The following is a 20,879-nucleotide window of genomic DNA, read 5'->3' as shown; positions in this document are numbered from 1 at the left end:
AAAAACAAATTTGTGAACCACATAAAAAAACGGTACAACAAACGATCATCATACTTGAAATACCAGTATATCGGGCCATAATCAAAGTGTAAGGCAATTGAAATAATCTTAACCGGAGGAACGATTCAGTCTTACATACAATTTGGATCAAGGAATAGAACTCCTAAGACCATTCCCGCCATTAGCTGGTTCATATACAACCAGATCGCAAGCTCACGATATGAGTCGCGGGAAATAAGGCGCGCTTTGCTAAGTGCGCCTTTTACATTTTATCCCCTCGTAGAATCTTTGTATACTGGCCCCCCGAACGTTCTTCAATTTGGAGTTGAAGTCATGACTCAACGAATTCCCGCCAATGTCATTACCGGATTTCTGGGAACAGGCAAAACCACGGCAATTCTGAATCTACTTAAAAATAAACCAGCCGACCAAAACTGGGCGGTGTTAGTCAATGAATTTGGTGAAATCGGCATTGATGGCACGCTATTGTCTCAACAAAATGCTTTGGTAAAAGAAGTTCCCGGTGGTTGTATGTGTTGTACTGCCGGTGTGCCGATGTCTGTTGGAATTACAGCATTGCTGCGACAAAAACCGGATCGGCTGCTGATTGAACCCACAGGACTGGGACATCCCCGGGAAATTGTATCAACGCTGACCTCAGCACAATATCACCCCTATCTGGATTTAAAAGCAACGATTGCGCTGGTCGATCCGCGAAACCTCAGTAATCGCAAATATACCACTCACCAAAACTTTAACGACCAACTGGCCAGTGCAGATGTCGTCATCGGGAACAAAATCGATCAATGTCATACCAGTGATATTGACACGTTCAACAACTGGCTCACCAACCAACAACCCGCCAAAATTTTTCACAAATTAACCCGGTTCGGTGATATTCCATTGGAAGTGTTAGATCTCCCGCGACGGGAAGATCCACAACAGGTATCCCCCCAATCCCATCATGAGCACCAGCATGGCCACGCTGAGCCAGTCTTTCAGTTAGCCCCTGGTGAATCGTATCTGAGAAAAGAAAATCAGGGTGATGGTTATTACAGCTGCGGCTGGGTGTTCGGCGCCGAAATCCATTTTCCTTTTGATGCGTTGTTCTCATTATTCAGTGAGCTGACAGCAGAGCGGATCAAAGCGGTGATCAATACTGACCGTGGCTGCTATGCATTCAACGTCAATCATCACGTTGTTTCCGTGCATGAGATATCACTGGATGGATTCGAGTCAAAAATAGAAGTAATTGATTCCCAATTAATGCCTTGGGATGAACTGGAACAGATTCTGCTTAAACTCGGGCAGATGACTAAGAAATAACCAGCCTCATGGCGTGAGTGTCGTTCGTTGGTCGGATAGCAATGCGGACAAAACAATAATGACAGCGTGATGCTGTCATTATGTTGAATAAGTTGATGATGGATTAACGTTTGTTCCGTAAATAACGTTTACGCCGTTCCTCTTTATGCTTCGCTTTCTCGGCGGCTTTTCGGGTCGCTTCCAGTTCAGCGTCAATCAGTTCCTGATGGATCATTTCCGGCCGTTCCAGTGTGATTGCCCCGATTGTGCCAGCTCGTAGCTCATGCAACAGAATCTCTGACGCTTTGTGCAAATCAATCCGGCCACCAGCCCTTAAAGCACCGCGTTTACGGCCAATGGCTTCCATCCATTCGATATCCGATTGGGGATCGTCATCAATCTGATAACGCGCTTTCAATAAATCCGGATAAGCCTGAGCCAGATATTCAACCGTGTAAAACGCCACTTCATCATATTCCATCGCGGTATCTTTCACCGCGCCGGTTGCAGCAAGGCGAAAACCAGAATGGGGGTTCTCAACCTTGGGCCAGAGAATTCCCGGTGTATCGGATAACACAATCCCATTTTGCAGATTGATCCGTTGCTGACGGCGTGTAACGGCTGGCTGATTGCCGGTCTGCGCAATCGTCCGTCCGGCCAAGGCATTAATAATCGTTGATTTACCAACATTGGGGATACCCATAATCATCGTACGAATATTCTTGCCGATTTCTTCCCGATGAGGTGCCAGTTTACGACACAGTTCCATGATCTGATTGACCTCCTGAGTATTCTGAGTCGTAATCGCCAACGCTTTTACGCCTTGCTCTTGCTCAAGATGCTCAATCCAGCATGCCGTTGTGGCAGGATCGGCCAAATCGCGTTTATTCAACACTTTCACACAAGGCTTGTCACCACGCAGTTCGGTAATCATGGGATTTTCGCTACTAAATGGAATACGGGCATCCAGCACTTCAATAATGACATCAATCTGGGGAATGACTTCTTCGATTTCCTTGCGTGCTTTATGCATGTGTCCCGGAAACCATTGGATTGTATTATTAACCATTTGAAACGAACCTTTCACCGATATCCGTTTGTTCTGTTTTCCCTGAATCAATACAGTTTTATTGCTTTCAGGACATAGAAACGGACGGGTTTGATAAAATGCTGGCATTCTAACATGCTCTGTGCGAAATGGGAGATTGTTCTTTGACCCAGCCATTAGGTCGACCATCGGACAGGCCATTGCAGTCAACGGTTCTTAAGTCACTGTGATTGAGTATAACGCAGATAAAAAAGTGCCGCCTAAAGGAAGGGACGGCACAAGAGGTATAGCTATCGTTGAGATAGACTATTTTTTTGCAGATTGGAGATTTTCTGCCACATTTACAGATGAATCATGCGCTGCTGGCGAAACAGGCAAAACCTGACGAACATACTCTCCCGGAGCATCATCAAGGACCGGATAGTTATCACTGCCGATGGCAAATGGTTCAATTTTGTCCTTCGCACAGAAACCACACAGCCATTCATTCCAATGAGTCCACCATGAGCCTGCCTGACGTTGCGCATTTGCCAACCATTCATCAGCACTTTCTTCCTGCGCATCATTCAGCCAGAAACCATATTTCTTTTTATCAGGATGATTGATAATACCGGCAATGTGACCCGATTCACCCAACACAAACGTTTTATTACCACCGGTTTTCATCGCACCGTCATAGGTTCCTTGCCATAGCGCAATATGATCCTCTTTGGTTGAGATGAAATAGCTCGGAATCTTAATCTTATCCAGATCAATCCAAACACCACCGACTTTCACGCCTTTATTCTGAATCAGTTTGTTCTCCAGATAGAGCTCTCTGAGCAAGAAATTATGGCTCGCAGCTGTCACATTAGTGCTGTCACTATTCCAGTACAACAGGTCAAAATCGACCGGATTAGACCCTTTCAGATAGTTATCGACATAGTAGTTCCAATAGAGATTATTCTCCCGCAGTAAGCTGAATGTCACACTGAGTGAACGACCATCCATATAACCACGAGATAAGTTTTGCATCTCAATCGCACTAATCACCGGATCATTGATATAAGCACCGACTTCACCCGGCTGTGAGAAATCCAGTATCGTCGTAAAGAAAGATGCTGATTTAATCCGTTTTTTCATCCGTTTTGCAGCATAATAAGCGATTGCAGTTGCCAGTAAAGTTCCGCCAATACAATAACCTGCCGCATTAATCTGTTCCTGTCCGGTAATATCTTCGACGACAGAAACGGCTTTCACAACCCCATCAATAACATAACTTTCATATCCCAGCTCAGCCTGTTCTTTGCCCGGATTTCGCCAAGACATCATAAAGACACTATGGCCTTGTTCCAGCAGCCAACGTACCATTGAGTTACTTTCACGGAGGTCGAGAATGTAGTATTTGTTAACAAACGGCGGCACAATCAGCAACGGAGTGCTGTAAACTTGTTCAGTCAGCGGTGTGTACTGAATCAGTTCAAACAACTCGTTTCTGAAGACGACTTTACCCGGTGTTGTTGCAACATTCTGACCGACTCGGAAGGCATTGTTATTGGTCATCCGAATTTTCAAAATATCAGCGCTGGAGGCAACATCCTCTTTTAGTGCTTCCATACCATCAATCAAGTTCTTTCCGTTAGACTCCAGTGTCAACTTCAGTAATTCTGGGTTTGTTGCGATAAAGTTGCTAGGCGACATTGCATTAATCGTCTGGCGTGAGAAGAAACGTAAACGCTCTTTCACTTTGTCATCCAGACCTTCAATGGCATCAATGGTGTCAAGATATGTTTTGCCAAATAATAAATAGGATTGCATGATAAAGTTAGACATGGCGTCATCTTTCCATGACTCATCCGCAAAGCGCTTATCACCATGCTCCGCTTCAACCAGCAAATCTTTATTGCCAGCAAGGACAACATTTTGCCAAATTTCTAACTGTTTTTGCCACCACGCCATCTGAAGATCGAGCAGCGCAGCTGGTTGGTGGGCAGCCCTTTCAAAAAGTTTTGCAGAATCCTCAAAGCTCACTTCCTGCATCGCTTTATTCAAGGGCGAACGAAAGACTTCCTGCTGCGTTTCAAAATCAGTCCACCATTTATGATTGGTTTCCTGAATTTTCATCAGGTAGTCCGAGAAGAAGTGTTGAATCATAACCTACTCCCTAGTTCAGAAAAAAGGCCGCCCGCAAAGACGGCCAAAAGACACACGGAGTTACGCAGGAGTGACTGTTGAAATGTTTTCTGAAGTTAATTTCTCAACATCATCTTTAAACTCTTTGGCAATCGCCTGAAGTTTATTGCTGTCATCAACCATTTGTTGCGACAGTTTAGAAAGCGCACCCATTTGCTGAGTGTTGAATGCAGTTAAAGAAGCAACATCTTTCACATCACTCGCTGCTTTCATCTGAGCAAGACCAATATCACTGTAAGTTTTCATTGAGTTCAACTGAAGCTGAGTCAGTACTTCAACGTTTTTAGTCAGTAATTTATTGAATTTAAAATAAGGTTCTAATGTTTTTTCTGTTTGATCAGTAAATGATTTAAAGAAGTCCGTATACATATGTTTCATCTCCAATTGTGGGTCAAATCTTCATTGTTATTTAGCCAACGGCTTTCACTATGACAGCGGTTCCCATTCCTCCGCCGATACATAATGATGCCACCCCATACTGGTCACCTCTCCGCTTCAATTCGTGGATGAGAGTCACCAATATACGGTTTCCAGATGCACCAAGTGGATGACCGAGTGCGATCGCTCCACCGTTTACATTCGCTTTTTGAAGAATTGCTTCTTCAGAAACTGCATGTTCTCTTGATAAACCTTTGACAACGCCCAGTGCCTGAGCCGCAAACGCTTCATTCAATTCCAGCAGATCCATTTCATCTAATGTTTTTCCTGCCCGTTTCAGCGCTTTCGTGACCGCAGGTACCGGACCGAGTCCCATCACTTTCGGGTCAACACCCGCTTGTGCATAGCTGACAATCTCAACCAGTGGTGTTAAACCAAATTTTTTGACGGCGCTTTCAGAAGCGACGATCACGGCACTGGCACCATCATTTAAACCGGATGCATTCCCGGCGGTCACCGTACCCTCTTTCATAAAAGCGGGCCGCAGACGTGCTAAACGCTCGATTGACGAGTCTGCTTTAGGGTGCTCATCGGTATCGAACATGACGCTATCCCGCTTAATTTTCACTTCAATAGGTACGATCTCATCAACAAACTTTCCAGCCTTGATGGCGGCAACGGCTTTTTGTTGACTACTCAGTGCAAACTGATCTTGTGCTTCCCGGGAAATATCATATTCTCCGGCAATATTTTCTGCGGTACAGCCCATGTGATATTGATTAAATATGTCAGTCAATCCGTCACGAATTAACAAATCAACCAAGGTCATATCACCCATTTTATGACCGTCACGGATACTGCCCGGCAAGGCATAAGGAATTTGAGACATCACCTCCACACCCGCAGCAACGACGACTTGGGCATCACCACTGAGAATATGACTGACACCGTCCATCACCGATTTCATCCCACTCCCACAAACCATATTAATGTTATAGGCGGGGGTGGTTTCAGGAATACCAGCGAATAAGGATGCCTGACGACCGATGCTCATGCCCTGCCCGGCACCAATGACATTCCCGACAATCACTTCATCAACAGCGTCGGGCGAGAGTGAGGCGGCACTGAGTGCACCTTGAATGACGGCAGCGCCCAGATGTCCGGCATCCACATTTTTCAGGCTGCCGCCAAACGAGCCGACAGGCGTGCGCTTTGCCGCAACAATAAATATTTTTTCCATGATTTGGCTCCCGATTAGCTCATGTATAATCCGCCGTTGACAGACAATGTGGCACCTGTGATATAGGCAGCCCCATCACTCACTAAAAAGCTAACTGTCTGGGCGATTTCTTCGGGTTTGGCAAGACGTTTCATCGGTACTTGTCCGACGATAGATTCGAGGACTTCTGGCTTCATTTCTTCCACCATCGGCGTAGCTGTATATCCGGGTGCGATGACATTGACGGTCACACCAGAGCGAGCACCTTCAGCGGCTAAAGCTTTGCTAAAACCAATCATGCCGGCTTTCGCAGCAGAATAGTTTGTTTGACCAAACTGGCCTTTCAGGCCATTGACTGACGAAATATTAATCACGCGACCATAGCCTTTATCGCACATCGCACCAAATAAAGGTTGAGTCACATTAAACACACTGTTTAAATTTGTATCGATGACGTCCTTCCAATGTTGCTCGGTCATTTTTTTAAACACACCATCTCGAGTAATACCAGCATTGTTAATCACGACATCGACACTCCCTTCTTCCTTAAGGAGTAATGCCAAACGTTCTGCACATTGGGCTGTATCGGTTACATCTAACTCAAGCAAACGGACCTGATCTTCCGTAAATCCTTTTTCATTAAACCAATCGATCGCACATTGATATGCCCCAGTATAATATGTTGCAATAACACGGAATCCTTCCGCGACGAGCTGACTAGAAATAGCAGAACCAATACCGCCCTTTGAGCCGGTAATCAAAGCGATTCTTTTCATTCAAGACTCCATCCTAAAATAATCAATTCAGTATTTTTTTCTAATGAAAGGTGTCAATGAGGAATGGACACCAACCGACGAATGTTAAAATAATGTAACAACTTCAAAGCCTTTGAAATCAAATAAAATTATTTTCTTCACTATTTAACCTAATATAAGGCTCCAAGTTTTCAAATAAATATGAGAATAAATTTACTAACACTGATGGGCATCACAAAAAACAACGATATTATTTTATATAATTAACAATAAAATATAACTCATTGTTTTTAAATAATAATTTAAATGGTTTTTTTGAGGATTATCGGGGGATATACAGCGTAATCAATGGGTTAAACATGATAAAAAATAAACAGACGATGAAATTAAATTATCACCAATAGCAATTAATTTGTGACTTGTTATTCTATGTTTAATTAATCATATCGATATAAATAAAATACAATTCAACCTTTATTTAATATTTAATTTACTAATAAAATATTTCACCACTATCAGCATCAAAATAAATTTTATCGATAGATTTCAAACCACCACAATAAATAAAATAAACATGGCGTTCTTGGTAACGAACAGAACGAACCCAACCTTTTAGCTCGTCAAAATCTTCCGGCGAACACATTTTTTCATCAATTAATTGTCCAGTGATTTGTATAAATTTTTCTTTATAAATCGGTAAATCGTCTGATTTGTTAATATAACTCATCAGAATTTCTTCTTTTTCTTCTTTAGAAATGACTGGCACCTGCTCACTCAACTGATCCATCGCCACCCATTCTGCGATTTCCGGACCACCTTGCTGATAGACAAAATATCTGGAAATCCTGCCCCAGCCTTGCTTTTGCTCCAACACAGTAACGGGATCCCCTTTATACAGATATCGAACAGGGAATGACTCTGGATCGGGGGCATTTCTGATCGCTAATTTATGCTCATTCACGTAAAAATGTGTATTGACTTTTACTTCAGCCGTTTCATCCGTTTGCTCTGTCGAAGTATTCACCAAGACTGGTTTTTTCTTCTTTGCCGGCTTTTGCGCGGCTGCATCTTGTTCCGGCTTCATATAAAACAGATAGTACCCTGCACCAGCACCACCGATGCCCAGCAATAAGATCAAAATCATCAATACTTTTTTCATATAATCAGAGCCTCTTTGTATCTACATTGTTATCGGCAACGGCGTGATTCACTTAACATGAACCTGCATCAAATCATCTGCATCGATTGTAGCGTATAAAAACAGGTGTCAAAACCACATACCTTTACGTTGTGAGTTGCACCTAAATTGCTCATTCAGAACAATTCTATGCACCAACATGTATCATCAGAAAGCCTTGATGTGTCTGAATCACTGTGCATAGAAGCACTTACTTGTTGGCTTAAAACTTGTACGGCTCACTACAATTGAAGTGAATTGCACATATATAGGGAGATAATAAAGATGCAAGAAACACTTACAGTTGTGCTTGCTGGTGGAATCGGCTCACGTCTTTCCCCATTAACGGATCACCGGGCAAAACCGGCTGTTCCTTTTGGGGGGAAATACCGCATTATTGATTTTACCCTCACCAACTGCCTACATTCCGGCTTGAGACGGATTTTGGTATTAACCCAGTATAAATCTCACTCTCTGCAGAAACACCTCCGGGATGGATGGTCAATTTTCAACCCAGAGTTGGGGGAATATATTACCGCGGTTCCACCTCAAATGAGAAAAGGCGGTAAATGGTATGAAGGGACTGCTGACGCCATTTTTCATAACCTTTGGCTGCTTTCGAGAAGCGATGCAAAGTATGTCATTGTTCTATCCGGTGACCATATTTACAAGATGGACTATGCTGCGATGTTAGAAGAGCATATTGCCAATCAGGCAAAACTCACCATTGCCTGTATGGATGTCCCGCGAAATGAGGCGAGTGGCTTCGGAGTTGTCTGTACCGATGATTGCTCAAGAATTACAGGGTTCATTGAAAAACCACTCGATCCACCGGCAATGCTCACACAACCAGAACGTAGTCTCGTGTCGATGGGTGTCTATATTTTCAATATGGATGTTTTGCAAGAAGCATTAGTTGATGATTCTGAACGAGAGCATTCGAGTCATGACTTTGGAAAAGATGTCATTCCCGAGCTGATTCAGACCAATGCGGTATTCGCTTATAACTTCTATGGTGACAAAGGACGAGTTGCCAAAGACTGCTACTGGCGAGACGTCGGGACGATTGACTCCTATTACGAAGCCAACATGGATCTGCTGGAGCCACTCCCGCCGATGAATATTTACCAGAAAGATTGGGCCATCCGTACTTATGAGCCTCAATTGCCACCCGCACGGACCGTTTCATCAGCAACCGGAAATGAAGGTATCTTTATTAATTCCATGATCGCGAGCGGCGTCGTCAACTCAGGCGGGTCAGTCCAGCACTCGATTATTTCTTCCAATGTGCGGATCAATGATAGTACCACCATTGTCGATAGCATTCTTTTCGATGATGTCGAAGTCGGCGAAGGATGCCAGTTGGTCAGTTGCATCATTGATAAGCATGTTCATATTCCCCCTTACACGCAGATCGGGGTTGATTCCGTCCAGGACAAAAAACGCTTCCATGTGTCAGAAAAGGGCATTGTTGTCGTGCCGGAAAGCTATCACTTCACCAACTAAGCCCGCCTCCCTCCCAAACATAAAAAAACCGTATTTCTTACCGAAATACGGTTAAATGTACGCTCTTAAAAGGAATATCTCAGGGGTGACCTTGAAGAGGGTACGGAGCAATCTTTATAAGTATGGGGCATCTTGACTCAGGGAAAAACAGTAAAAACGCGGCGTGTTCTGTTCCCCTTTTGCAATATACTGGTTTCATTCAGTTTTCTTAAAAGAGCATAAATCAAACCTCAATTATCAATAAAAATAATTGATTTATATAGAATATTTCGTATATAAAATGATTTAACTTGACCAATTCAAGACAGACCTTCGACGAGAGTCATCCATGAGCATGGAGCAAAATTAATGCAAACGATTCAACGCAAATTATCGGAAAAGAAACATATTGCCCTTGTGGCGCACGATCACCGCAAAGCTGACCTACTCGCATGGACCAAGCAAAACCAAGCACAACTCGCCAATCATACACTTTACGCGACGGGTACAACGGGGCACCTTTTACATCAAGAAACAGGCCTTGACATCATTCAAATGATTAGTGGCCCAATGGGCGGAGATCAGCAAATTGGCGCTTTAATTTCTGAGTGTAAGATCGATGTTTTAGTGTTTTTCTGGGATCCACTCAACGCGGTACCGCATGATCCAGATGTAAAAGCACTTCTGCGAATTGCCAGTGTCTGGAATATTCCAATGGCTCTCAATCGTGCCACAGCCGATTTCATCTTTTCATCCGCATTGGTAGCACAGAGTACCGATATCGAAATCCCTGACTATCAGTCCTATATTGATGCCAGAAAAATACTATAAACGGCTGAATAATCATTTAGAAACCGCGTATGGCCCCTCAAGAAGCTCTTTGACGAAGGTGGAACCGCCTGCATTGTAGGCAACCCAGACTTTTTCTCTTGCCCGGGTCATCGCAACATAAAACAACCGACGTTCTTCTGCATGCGGAAAGGTCTCATTTGATAATGTTAATACATCATCTAAATGCAAGGTTTTCGCTTTGGTTGGAAACTGCCCTTCATCCACATTCACAATGATCACAAAATCGGCTTCTTTCCCCTTACTGGCATGACAGGTCATGAACTGAATATCAAGCTGTTGGTATTGCTTTTGCCATGCTGCCAGTAATTCCGGTTTGTGATAGTGATTTCGGCCAAGGATTAATAGTGACTTGACTTCATTTTTGGCTGTACTCTTGCGATTCAGTTGTTCAATAACCTTTTCAATCCGAGCTTGGGGCAACAGTGCCACCGCATTGCTCTTTTGTACTTTCAGGCTATTGAGTGACTTCGGTATCTGCTGAGGATTAGCCTGCACGAAAGTATTTGCCACCTCAGCCAACCGGTTATTAAACCGATAAGTGGTATCGAGATGCGTCACTGTCGATGCGGGAAACCGTTGCTTGAAACCCGTTGTTAAATCAACATCGGAACCGGCAAACTGGTAAATTGATTGCCAGTCATCACCGACGGCAAAGAGATTCCCGTTTGATTGATGTTGTTTACAAAGCGCCTCCAGTAACGCAAGACGCGGCGGTGAAATATCCTGATATTCATCGACCATAATAAACGCCCAACGGGATTGATACTTTTTCTTTCTGACATATGCAGTTGCTCGACTGATCATCAGATTAAAATCGAGTTGTCCCTGAGTCTTAAGCATTTCATTCCATGCCTGATAACATGGCCAGCATAATGCAAGCTCACTGTTCAGACGCGGATAATCTTCCCGCTCGACGATTTTTTGCTGAATCTCTTTTTTACTCGCCCCCAACAGCGACAGTTGTTCGACTTGCTGAGTCAACCAAGAGATCAACTTAGGATTTTCAACATGGCTTCCCAGCTCTTCATCCCCTTTGATATAAGCAATCGGCCATTGATTTAAGTGTTTTTGCCACCGTTTAAAGTTTGTTGGTGTCATCCAATGCTTTTTGAGCCAATCGGTCATCCAGGCTTCTTTGAGCTTCGCTTCGCCCACGATCGGGGAGAGTTGTACGTCTTGCCCTTCCACCTCATGAATAATCCGTAATCCAAGCTGATGAAATGTATTCACTGTGACATGCTGCGCTGCCGGCCCTACCCGATCTTTCAATCGCTGTTCCATCTCCAATGCGGCATCTTTACCGAATGAAAGCAATAGAATTTGATCGGCTTTTGCCAGCCCACTTTCAATCAGATAAGCAACCCGGGCAGAAAGCACGCTGGTTTTTCCCGAGCCGGCACCAGCGAGCACCAGATTGTAATCATCATTCAAAAGTACCGCGGACTGCTGCGATGGATTTAAGGGAGAGGATTCCAGTGTGTTAAATAACGTATCCCAGCGCTCACGCTCTGTCTCAATCCATGTTTCGTTACGCTGTGACAACATCACTGAAGGTTGATGGTACCATGCAACAATCTCTGAAATTAGCCCCGGAACCCGTTGTTCAATGTCATCGAGAGACATGCCCAATGTTGTCAAATCTCGGCTCACCTGACGATGCCATTCTCTGATCTTAGAATGAGCGAGAAAAGCAGGCTCATTCTGGCGCTGACTCAAAGCCTGCTGCCAAGCTGGTAAGTAAGTAGCCAACTGAGCGCACTGTGATTGGTGCCATTGACGATAGGCAGCCACAGCTTGGTCAGCAAACTTTCGGCACTGGGGCCAAGGTAATCCACGAATGAGCCAACTATAACGTTGGCCATCATGCTCATGGGCAAAAAACTCAAGTTCTCCCCACACAATGCCGCGCCGGACACGGACTGAACCATCCCAAACTGCGAATGGAATTCTTTCTTCTGCAACACGGGAACGGACGATGAGTTTCTCGTCATCAATTGCGACGGCGTAAAACTCATCATTCATAAAATATTTCGCAGTATTACTGGCTTTCAGCTGCATCAGTTATGCTCATTGACTTAAATTTCAACGTATAAATTGGGTTACACGCGTAAGAATATCTGAAGTATGCCTTTAGTACAGTCTAAATCCTGCCCAAAGATCACGAGGGTCTATTTATATATAAAATGGTCAATTATCTCAACGATTCTGAGGCATCATACCAACATCATGGTTTGACTGACATTCACAGGCACAACAAATATCACAACCAGGCTGTTTGATGCGTCAACGGTTTGTCATTTCCCAATTGAGGAGCACGCCATAATTTTCATACTTCTTGCTGAAAAGACAGATAAAAGTTCAATACGTTACAGTGCAGTTCTGATATCATCCACAGTAGTGGCACAACATGAATGAAATGGTTGAAATTCTGTGAAATTCCTCAGTCGGGCCCGTGGTTATTGGGCGAATAGAACATTCCCTTATTCTGTCTTAATTTTAATTGCACTATTAGGCGTGGTGGTGCCGACTTGGCATTATCAACTGTCTACTTGGATCACACCGCTGATTCTGGGCATTATCGCCGCAGCGCTGACAGAACAAGATGACAGCATTATCGGCAGACTCAAAACCATCGGTTTGGCACTCATCTGTTTTGCAATTGCGACATTTTCGATTGAGATTCTGTTTTACCACCCTATTTTATTTGCGATCGGTTTATCTATTTCTACATTTGGTTTCATCATGCTCGGCGCGATCAGCTCTCGTTATGCCAGCATTGCATTCGGCTCATTGTTGATAGCCGTCTATACCATGATTGGCGAACACCAGAGCCCCGGATTCTGGTTTCAACCGACTTTACTGCTTGCAGGCGCACTATGGTATTTCCTGATCTCTATTGTATGGCTGCTCCTGTTTCCGAATCGCCCGGTACAACAAAATCTCTCTGCCGTATTTCTCAATCTGGCTGATTACTTTGCACTGAAAAGTGAACGATTCCATCCTGTCTCACAGATACAGCTTCAACCCTATCGGATCCGTGAAGCCAATTTCAACGCACAGATTGTGACAGCATTGAATCAGTGCAAAGCGACCTTACTTTCTTATAGCAAGAAAGGGCAGATTCATACCACCAGCCATCATTTTTTGAACACATATTTTCTCGCACAGGATATTCATGAACGAATCAGTTCAACCCACTATCGATATCAGGAACTCGCGGAACATTTTGGTCGCAGTGATATTCTTTTCCGTTTCCGGCATCTGTTAGAAACACAAGCCCAAGCGTGTCGGGAAGTCGCAACAAGCATCAAAGAAAATAGGGAATATCAACACCCGAACGCATCCGCAATGGCACTGGATGAACTGCATATCTCGATGCAGTATTTACACACACATTCCCGTCCTGAGTGGAAATCGTTATTCGCCCAGCTCCATTATCTTTTCAACAACCTGTCAACTATCGAAAAGCTGCTCAGTAATATTGGTCATCCTGAAAGTCAGCAGTTTGATGAAAACCAACTTTCTGATACCAATCCTTATGGTTTGAGAAGTATGTGGCAGCGTGTCTGGAATAACATGAACCGCGATTCACTGCTGTTTCGTCATGCCATTCGCATGTCGGTAACATTCACCACCGGATATGCCATTTTACAAACGCTCGATCTGGAACTGGGATACTGGATTCTCCTCACAACACTGTTTGTCTGCCAGCCCAACTTCTCTTCGACCCGACAAAGGATTACACTCCGCGTTATCGGCACCATTTCCGGGTTATTTATCGGTGTCTTACTGCTCACGTTGTTTCCCTCACAGGCAAGCCAGGTCACCATGATCGTTATTTCCGGCGTGATGTTTTTTGCATTCCGCAACAATAATTACGGCTACGCCACCGGATTTATCACGGTCTTAGTACTGTTTTGTTTTAATCAGATGGGTGCGGGCTATGCGGTGGTACTGCCGCGTTTACTCGATACCCTCATTGGATGTGGCCTAGCCGTGCTTGCGGTCTCTTTCATTCTGCCGGACTGGCACGCCAAAAGGCTGCACCGAGTCATGGCTGAAGCCATTCGGAGTAATAAAAATTATCTTGATCAGATGATGGTTCAATACCGTATCGGTAAGAAAGATAGTTTGGGCTACCGTGTTGCGAGAAGAGAAGCGCACGATCAAGATGCCGCGCTCACCACAGCGATCAATAATATGCTGTCTGAACCGGGTAAATACAGAAAAGCCGAAGAAGACAGTTTCCGCTTTTTAACCTTAAATCATGCACTGCTCAGTTATATTTCAACCATCGGTGCACACCGAACACAATTGGGCGATGAATCGTTTCTCCATTTGGTTCTTAACGGGCACCGTGTCATTCATCAGCACTTACAACAACTCCACGAGCAGTTGGAAAATCACCAAAACAGCGCTGATATCAGTCAGATTGAAGATGCAGGATTAGAAAAACAGCTGGCAGAGTGGCATGAAGAAGATAAAGGCTCGGTCCGTCTCGTGTTACAACAACTGCATCTAATTCACCGGATTCTTCCTGAATTACACTCACTGACAAATAAATTGGTCGGGAGCGTCGGGCAGGAATCACGCAAAGATACCTCGCCTGACTCATAATCCAAATGCTAAATAAGCCCTAACTATTATTGGCTGGGAAATGTATTTAAATGCATACATACCAGCCAAGACTGATGTTTCATTGCAAAAACAAACGACGCCACGCTGCATTCTTGCTTTTGTCTGACATTACACGGACAAAATCATCCATCGAAGAACTTAGACTCTAAAACTAGGCCGTACAGGAAACAAACAAAATCACAACGTCGTGGCCTTAATCATTAGTGATGGAGAAATGGAGTATAACAATGCAAGCACAACTCAGTCATAGTCACCATGATTTTCCCGTATCCGAACCTAGGCTGTCCAGTTGCCAGTTTGAATCATTAAAAGCGCAGCTCAGGCAGTTAACGCCAGCACAATTGCGCAGCCTTCAGAATGAAATCGATGCTAACTTATCGCCGGAAAGCTCGCAGATTCTGACTCACGAAGAGTTGGATGTGCTCTCCAGCCTTTTCTAAGGGGCTGCCTGTTATGCATCAATTTACTTGCACTTATAGCGATCAAGAAAAAAATGTACCTGAGTCATATTTTGGCTATAATATGAACACGACCAAGGGAGTTTTTATGTCTATATCTGCACTTCAGTCCGGTTATCAAATGATCGATCATGCGACTCAAATGACCAATGAGGCAAGTCGTGATCTGAACCGTGCGGCACGTCATCGCTCCGATGAACAGATGCAGCAAGAACCCCGTGCGGTCGATCCATCACTCGCAACTCCCCAGCAAAATACGACTCGCCCACCAAAAGAAACAGCCGACAAGGATCCGGATCAAACTCAGGTTGACGCCTTAATGAAACTCAATCAGGCAACACAATATAACCGAGTGGGTGCCAATGTGATTCAGCGTGAACAAGACATGATCGGCTCTTTACTCGATATTCAGGTCTGATTATTATTCAACCAACTATATTGTGACGCTGAATCGTCCTAGATAAGAGTCATCTCCAAAAATAACGCTCACATGACATACCCGCTTATTCTGCGAGTTCCGGCCACAGTAATGCCAGATCAAGATGTGCTTCAATTGCATCTGCAACCCGGTTGAGCGCATCTTCTTTCCGTTGAACGTGATTCAGTGTCTGAATCTCTCCGCTGCCAGCCCATTGACATAAACATTGCATCACTTCTGTCTGATCAAAAATACCGTGCAGATAAGTCCCAAACACCTGATTCGCACCATCAACCAAGCCATCTTCCCGGCCATCTTGTAACTGAATCACGGTCCGGTCATCATTGCCGTCGCGCCGCTGTGAGTGTCCGGCGTGAATCTCATATCCTTGTACCCGGGCATGATTCCCGGTAAGACTGAGTGAACCTTGCACATTCGTCAGGTGTTTTTGCGCCACCAGTTCAGTATCGATATCCAATAACCCAAGCCCCTGACTGACGCCGGGCTCCCCTTCAATCCCCAATGGGTCACTTACCGTTTGACCAAGCATTTGATATCCGCCACAAATACCAATGACTTTACCGCCATAACGCAGATGCTGCATGATATCTTTATCCCACCCTTGCGCTCTCAGAAATGCCAGATCAGCACGGGTTGATTTACTGCCGGGAAGGATGATCAGATCCGCATGACGGAGTCTTTCTCCTTTCCTGACATAATGAAACGAAATTTCCGGATGATGGCGTAACGCATCAAAATCAGTATGGTTACTGATTCGGGAGAATACCGGTACCACCACTTTTAACTTCTCATCCCCTTCACGGACTTCGGTGGCAACAATCGCATCTTCTGCCTCAATATCCAGTCCATGTAAATAAGGCAGAACACCAATCACTGGCTTCTGGGTTTTCTGCTCTAACCAGTCTAGTCCTGACTGAAGTAAACCAATATCACCACGAAACCGATTGATGACAAAACCAACAACTCGCGCTTGCTCAGACTCAGAAAGCAATGCCAGTGTGCCGTACAAATGCGCAAACACACCGCCACGATCAATGTCTGCGACAATAATTACCGGTACGTCAGCCGCTTCAGCAAACCCCATATTGGCGATATCATTTTCTCGCAAATTAATTTCGGCAGGGCTACCAGCCCCTTCAATCATGATACTGTCGTATGTTTCACTGAGATGTTGAAACGAATCCATCACCACATGCAAGGCTGTCTTCTTATAATCATGGTAACAATCCGCTTCCATATTGGTGACGGCTTTACCTTGCAGAATAATCTGTGCTCCCGTATCGGAATTCGGTTTGAGCAATACCGGATTCATATGAACGGAGGGTTCAACCCCTGCCGCGAAAGCCTGAACCGCCTGAGCTCGACCGATTTCTCCCCCATCAGATGTCACAGCACTATTCAATGCCATATTCTGGGGCTTAAAAGGCGAGACTCGAATCCTCCGACGATGAAGCACCCGACACAGCCCGGCGACGAGAACGCTTTTCCCTGCATCAGAGGTGGTTCCCTGAACCATCAGCGCATTTAACGAAGATTTCATAATCGAGTCGCTCCATCAGAAATAAGCAACTGTCACTACCAGAATTTTGGAATTCACTCAAAGAATCATAACCAACTGATAGGTAACACTTGAATATCTGTCCTAATCGTTTAAATTAAAAATCAATATATTATACTTCTCTATATACAAAGGGAATGAAACCAATAGGACGTTTTATGCTAAGACAGGCTTTCAATCTAACCATTACAGGCCTTGCTTTTATCTTTGCGCCGCTGGCAGCCCACGCTGCAAATTTCAATTACAACTATCTTGAAGTCCGAGTTGGTGGTGGGCCTGAGTCTATTGGTTCTGAATTCAGTATGAGTATCGTAGACAACTTTCACGTGCTCGCCCATGCTGATACCCAAATGGATAACGATTGGGATCTTGCCGCTGGGATTGGCTTTAACGGGCCAGTGACACAATTTGCTGATGTGTTCGGTGCCGTCATGTTACATCAAATCAAATACCCGGAAGATGAAGGTGGAAAGTCCGATACGCTGGGAGAAATTAATATCGGTGGCCGATTATGGCTTGGTGATAAAGTCGAAGTCTATGGCAAACTGGGTAAGCTTGATGAACATTCTGTCGTCAGCTTCGGTGCACGCTTCCACTCTACCGATCAACTCTCTCTGAATATGGGTTTTGACAACAACGGGCTTTGGGGCCCACGAACTGTCCTTGGGGTTCGCTACGAATATTAATGAAATCACCGCTGGCCGGTTTCTTACTCGGAAACCGGTCAAAGCATTTCATCCACGGCCTCACAATACACCGTAAATAACATCTTCATTAATGTGATTGAAGCTCTCTCGACGTCAGTGGCGTCCAATGATTATCTCTGAAATGAACCAACGCCTTATATAAGTTCTCTTCCCGAATGGGTTTAACCAGAATGTATTCGGCTCCTGCATGTAAGAAATCATTTTTCGTTTTTTCAGTATCATCTGCAGTACACGCATAAATGGGTGTATCGAGTCTGAGTTGATGTTTCACAAAATCAGTGACTTCAACCCCATCCATCCCCGGCAACTGGTTATCCATCAAAATTAAATCAAAGCCCATTTTTTTAATTGTTTCAACAGCAGCCGTTCCATCTTCAACCCATGTCACCCGTAAGCCAAAACGATCACAGAATGCCTTCGCGATATAGGCATTGGTCTTGTTATCTTCAACCAATAGTACATGAGGAGATTGCTCAAATAACTGATCGGACGGTGCCTGAGCAACCGTTTCCTTCACTTTTCTAGCATGGTATTGCTCAACCTCAATCGGGATCGTGAACTCGAAGCAGCTTCCTTTGCCGACCTGAGATGAAACCGACACAAAGCCCCCCATGAGTTCCACCAGATTTTTCACAATCGATAGCCCTAAACCACTCCCGCCAAATTCGCGGTTCGATGTCGTACCACCTTGAATGAAGGGTTCAAAGATCAACGACAGGTCGTCATGTCCAATGCCAATACCAGTATCAGAGATAGAGGCATGAAACCTTGCCCCTTCTTCTGAATGGTTTAAATTAATCAGGACACAGATCTCACCTTCACGGGTAAATTTAATCGCGTTATTCAGTAGGTTAAAGATAATCTGATTCAGGCGGATTTGATCAATCACCACGATGGTGTCTTCCTGAATATTGGTCATAACATCGAGTTCAAGTCCCTTTTCCTGACATAACGGCAGATAGATCCGCTCGATAACCCGAACCGTCTCAATCAAGTGGAAATGAACCGGATTGAGCTTGAACTTATTTTGCTCAATCTTGGAGAAATCAAGAATATCGTTCAAAACCGCAAGCAGATGTTCACTACATAAACTGAGTACACCAACCTGTTCACGCTGCCTATCATCCGTCACACTCTCTTTTAAGAGCTGTGAAACGCCCAAAATACCATTTAAAGGCGTTCTGACTTCATGGCTCATCCGAGCCAGGAAATCGGCTCTGGCGCCAGCCGCTCTCTCGGCTTCACTGCGTGCTAAATGGCTTTGCTTCTCAGCTTCAGCGATGGTCGTAACGTCCTGCCCTTGAGTCAGGACTGATTCAACATGGCCCTCAGCCACTATTGGCGAAATCGTCCAACGGAATATTTGACCTTCAAATTCAGTCGCAACTTCGTTCAGCGTCTCACCACTGGACGCCTTTTTGATGCTCGGGATTAATCGCTCTTTCAGCTCGTAGAACGTAGCGACCTGATTTTCTTTTGAAAACTGTTTCACCGCGGCGGGGTTCATCCGTAGTAAACGCCCATCAGCCCCCCATAAAATGGTTGGTGCAATAGAGAAATTGAACAAATTCTCAAATTGCTTTTCTTGTTCAGATAAACGCTTGAAGGTATGTTCAAGTGCTCGCCCGAATAGGTCGAACTCCTCGATCTTTGAACCATGAAAAATATGCTCAGCGCCACGATCGACGATCGAGCGACTAAACTGCACCAGTTTTTCAATCTCAGCACGAATACGCTTATGTAGCCATCGCCACAAAATGAACGAAAACAATGCCGTCGCCACGAGAATGAACACAACGCCGTAATAAAAGTTACGCTTCAATTTGACCACATTCTGATTATCCTGAACGGCATACATCATCAACTGTGTCGGATTTTCATCAACATTCAGTTCGGTTGTGTTGACCGTATAAGACTCTAAGTGATCAGAATGTTGGGGGTTAGCAAGCACATCCTGCTCCGAATATGACTCTTCTCCGTTGAGAGTCGTCGAAAGCACATTGGACCCTATCGCTAAGATCAAATTCTGCGAATTACTGCGGGAACGAATCTGTTCGATAAGATTGTAATTATTATTAATCACAAACATCACGTATAAGTAACCGATCAGTTCACCAGAGTTACTCACTAACGGTGTTCTTCTTGCCAAAGCATAAACGGTTTCCAGCAAAGACGGTATTTTCACCAACATCCATTCACTGTTCACAGCAATCCGGTGTGAAACAGATTCCAGTTCATTCGGCACAATGCCATAGAATTGAGCATTCCCATCGTCCCACAGCATATGATTCAACCCAGCAATAAATCGGACGTCCGGGGTATTATCCGGATCAAGCTGATCAACCGCACGAAAATATTGATCGATATATTGCGATTTCCCAGAACTTACCGCATGTAATAAATCAGCATTTTTCGCACTGCCATCTTGATGGATTTTAAGTAAGGAAAGCCGAAAGTTGACCATGCCCTGTACTAATCCTGAGGTCTGATTTGCTGTTCGCTGCACTTCCTGAGCGATCAACTGACTACTGATCTGATAGTTCTGAAACAGGACACTAAAGGTCAGAATGACAATAATAATTGTAATCGCCCGAGTAAAGTAGGTCGCTATCTTCTGTTTCTGATGAATAGGGCTCGGTCTGACACTCATAAAGCATGATCTCTTTCTTTATCTATCATTTCCGATCG

Annotated in this window: 16 protein-coding genes; 7 read left to right on the top strand and 9 right to left on the bottom strand. The window is 44.4% G+C overall.

Annotation, left to right across the window (positions count from 1 at the left end; translation table 11 throughout):
• The first annotated feature begins 333 nt into the window (after positions 1-333).
• Positions 334-1,326: a CobW family GTP-binding protein gene (locus BSQ33_RS16830; protein ID WP_088134725.1), complete on the top strand. Its 993-nt coding sequence runs from the start codon at positions 334-336 to the stop codon at positions 1,324-1,326.
• A gap of 103 nt (positions 1,327-1,429) precedes the next feature.
• Here BSQ33_RS16830 and ylqF read toward each other — a convergent pair whose 3' ends face one another.
• The 6 genes from ylqF to BSQ33_RS16800 all read right to left on the bottom strand — a co-directional run bounded on the left by ylqF (position 1,430) and on the right by BSQ33_RS16800 (position 8,036).
• Positions 1,430-2,374 (bottom strand): ribosome biogenesis GTPase YlqF, encoded by a 945-nt coding sequence (gene ylqF, locus BSQ33_RS16825; RefSeq protein ID WP_027693952.1) that lies wholly within the window; start codon positions 2,372-2,374, stop codon positions 1,430-1,432.
• A 285-nt stretch (positions 2,375-2,659) separates the two neighbouring features.
• The gene (phaC, locus tag BSQ33_RS16820) at positions 2,660-4,486 is read right to left on the bottom strand and encodes a class I poly(R)-hydroxyalkanoic acid synthase (protein ID WP_088134724.1); all 1,827 of its coding nucleotides are present in this window, start codon (positions 4,484-4,486) and stop codon (positions 2,660-2,662) included.
• Positions 4,487-4,546: 60 nt separating this feature from the next.
• Positions 4,547-4,894, bottom strand: a complete 348-nt coding sequence (locus BSQ33_RS16815; RefSeq protein WP_021018717.1) for a phasin family protein — start codon at positions 4,892-4,894, stop codon at positions 4,547-4,549.
• A 40-nt stretch (positions 4,895-4,934) separates the two neighbouring features.
• Positions 4,935-6,143 carry an acetyl-CoA C-acetyltransferase gene (locus tag BSQ33_RS16810; protein ID WP_088134723.1) on the bottom strand — a complete coding sequence of 403 codons (1,209 nt, stop codon included), beginning with the start codon at positions 6,141-6,143 and terminating at the stop codon, positions 4,935-4,937.
• A 14-nt stretch (positions 6,144-6,157) separates the two neighbouring features.
• A complete protein-coding gene (locus BSQ33_RS16805) occupies positions 6,158-6,898 on the bottom strand; it encodes an SDR family oxidoreductase (protein ID WP_088134722.1) in 741 nt (246 codons plus the stop codon).
• 472 nt (positions 6,899-7,370) lie between these two features.
• Positions 7,371-8,036, bottom strand: a complete 666-nt coding sequence (locus BSQ33_RS16800; RefSeq protein WP_021018714.1) for an SH3 domain-containing protein — start codon at positions 8,034-8,036, stop codon at positions 7,371-7,373.
• 303 nt (positions 8,037-8,339) lie between these two features.
• On the opposite strand from BSQ33_RS16800, the gene glgC reads away from it, so the two are divergent.
• Entirely contained in the window at positions 8,340-9,560 is a 1,221-nt protein-coding gene (gene glgC / locus BSQ33_RS16795; protein WP_088134721.1) for a glucose-1-phosphate adenylyltransferase, read from the top strand.
• A 348-nt stretch (positions 9,561-9,908) separates the two neighbouring features.
• Positions 9,909-10,370, top strand: a complete 462-nt coding sequence (locus tag BSQ33_RS16790; protein WP_088134720.1) for a methylglyoxal synthase — start codon at positions 9,909-9,911, stop codon at positions 10,368-10,370.
• Positions 10,371-10,382: 12 nt separating this feature from the next.
• On the opposite strand, the gene helD is transcribed toward BSQ33_RS16790, so the two are convergent.
• The gene (helD, locus tag BSQ33_RS16785) at positions 10,383-12,449 is read right to left on the bottom strand and encodes a DNA helicase IV (protein WP_088134719.1); all 2,067 of its coding nucleotides are present in this window, start codon (positions 12,447-12,449) and stop codon (positions 10,383-10,385) included.
• Positions 12,450-12,821: 372 nt separating this feature from the next.
• Here helD and yccS point away from each other — a divergent pair, with 372 nt between their 5' ends.
• The 3 genes from yccS to BSQ33_RS16770 all read left to right on the top strand — a co-directional run bounded on the left by yccS (position 12,822) and on the right by BSQ33_RS16770 (position 15,905).
• Positions 12,822-15,008 carry a YccS family putative transporter gene (yccS, locus tag BSQ33_RS16780; protein ID WP_021018710.1) on the top strand — a complete coding sequence of 729 codons (2,187 nt, stop codon included), beginning with the start codon at positions 12,822-12,824 and terminating at the stop codon, positions 15,006-15,008.
• A 248-nt stretch (positions 15,009-15,256) separates the two neighbouring features.
• On the top strand, positions 15,257-15,469 hold the full coding sequence (locus BSQ33_RS16775) for a hypothetical protein (protein ID WP_021018709.1): 213 nt from the start codon (positions 15,257-15,259) through the stop codon (positions 15,467-15,469).
• Positions 15,470-15,575: 106 nt separating this feature from the next.
• Complete coding sequence (locus BSQ33_RS16770) at positions 15,576-15,905, top strand: hypothetical protein (RefSeq protein ID WP_021018708.1); 330 nt, start codon at positions 15,576-15,578, stop codon at positions 15,903-15,905.
• A gap of 85 nt (positions 15,906-15,990) precedes the next feature.
• Here BSQ33_RS16770 and BSQ33_RS16765 read toward each other — a convergent pair whose 3' ends face one another.
• Positions 15,991-17,466, bottom strand: a complete 1,476-nt coding sequence (locus BSQ33_RS16765; RefSeq protein WP_088134718.1) for a cobyric acid synthase — start codon at positions 17,464-17,466, stop codon at positions 15,991-15,993.
• A gap of 176 nt (positions 17,467-17,642) precedes the next feature.
• Between BSQ33_RS16765 and BSQ33_RS16760 the strand changes: the two genes are divergently transcribed.
• Positions 17,643-18,170 (top strand): hypothetical protein, encoded by a 528-nt coding sequence (locus BSQ33_RS16760; RefSeq protein WP_232472015.1) that lies wholly within the window; start codon positions 17,643-17,645, stop codon positions 18,168-18,170.
• A gap of 88 nt (positions 18,171-18,258) precedes the next feature.
• On the opposite strand, the gene BSQ33_RS16755 is transcribed toward BSQ33_RS16760, so the two are convergent.
• The gene (locus tag BSQ33_RS16755; RefSeq protein ID WP_021018705.1) at positions 18,259-20,841 is read right to left on the bottom strand and encodes a LuxQ periplasmic sensor domain-containing protein; all 2,583 of its coding nucleotides are present in this window, start codon (positions 20,839-20,841) and stop codon (positions 18,259-18,261) included.
• Positions 20,842-20,879: the final 38 nt, after the last annotated feature.

It is taken from the genome of Vibrio gazogenes, from assembly GCF_002196515.1.
Taxonomy (GTDB): Bacteria; Pseudomonadota; Gammaproteobacteria; order Enterobacterales; family Vibrionaceae; genus Vibrio; species Vibrio gazogenes_A.
This window is presented reverse-complemented; position numbering and strand designations above follow the sequence as displayed.

Bases quoted from the DNA above. Each gene is read 5' to 3' on its own strand.
- BSQ33_RS16760 (WP_232472015.1), top strand. From the start codon at position 17,643: ATGCTAAGACAGGCTTTCAATCTAACCATTACAGGCCTTGCTTTTATC.
- BSQ33_RS16755 (WP_021018705.1), bottom strand. From the start codon at position 20,841: ATGAGTGTCAGACCGAGCCCTATTCATCAGAAACAGAAGATAGCGACC.
- BSQ33_RS16800 (WP_021018714.1), bottom strand. From the start codon at position 8,036: ATGAAAAAAGTATTGATGATTTTGATCTTATTGCTGGGCATCGGTGGT.
- BSQ33_RS16810 (WP_088134723.1), bottom strand. From the start codon at position 6,143: ATGGAAAAAATATTTATTGTTGCGGCAAAGCGCACGCCTGTCGGCTCG.
- ylqF (WP_027693952.1), bottom strand. From the start codon at position 2,374: ATGGTTAATAATACAATCCAATGGTTTCCGGGACACATGCATAAAGCA.
- BSQ33_RS16805 (WP_088134722.1), bottom strand. From the start codon at position 6,898: ATGAAAAGAATCGCTTTGATTACCGGCTCAAAGGGCGGTATTGGTTCT.
- helD (WP_088134719.1), bottom strand. From the start codon at position 12,449: ATGCAGCTGAAAGCCAGTAATACTGCGAAATATTTTATGAATGATGAG.
- BSQ33_RS16815 (WP_021018717.1), bottom strand. From the start codon at position 4,894: ATGTATACGGACTTCTTTAAATCATTTACTGATCAAACAGAAAAAACA.
- BSQ33_RS16790 (WP_088134720.1), top strand. From the start codon at position 9,909: ATGCAAACGATTCAACGCAAATTATCGGAAAAGAAACATATTGCCCTT.
- BSQ33_RS16770 (WP_021018708.1), top strand. From the start codon at position 15,576: ATGTCTATATCTGCACTTCAGTCCGGTTATCAAATGATCGATCATGCG.
- BSQ33_RS16830 (WP_088134725.1), top strand. From the start codon at position 334: ATGACTCAACGAATTCCCGCCAATGTCATTACCGGATTTCTGGGAACA.
- BSQ33_RS16765 (WP_088134718.1), bottom strand. From the start codon at position 17,466: ATGAAATCTTCGTTAAATGCGCTGATGGTTCAGGGAACCACCTCTGAT.
- glgC (WP_088134721.1), top strand. From the start codon at position 8,340: ATGCAAGAAACACTTACAGTTGTGCTTGCTGGTGGAATCGGCTCACGT.
- BSQ33_RS16775 (WP_021018709.1), top strand. From the start codon at position 15,257: ATGCAAGCACAACTCAGTCATAGTCACCATGATTTTCCCGTATCCGAA.
- phaC (WP_088134724.1), bottom strand. From the start codon at position 4,486: ATGATTCAACACTTCTTCTCGGACTACCTGATGAAAATTCAGGAAACC.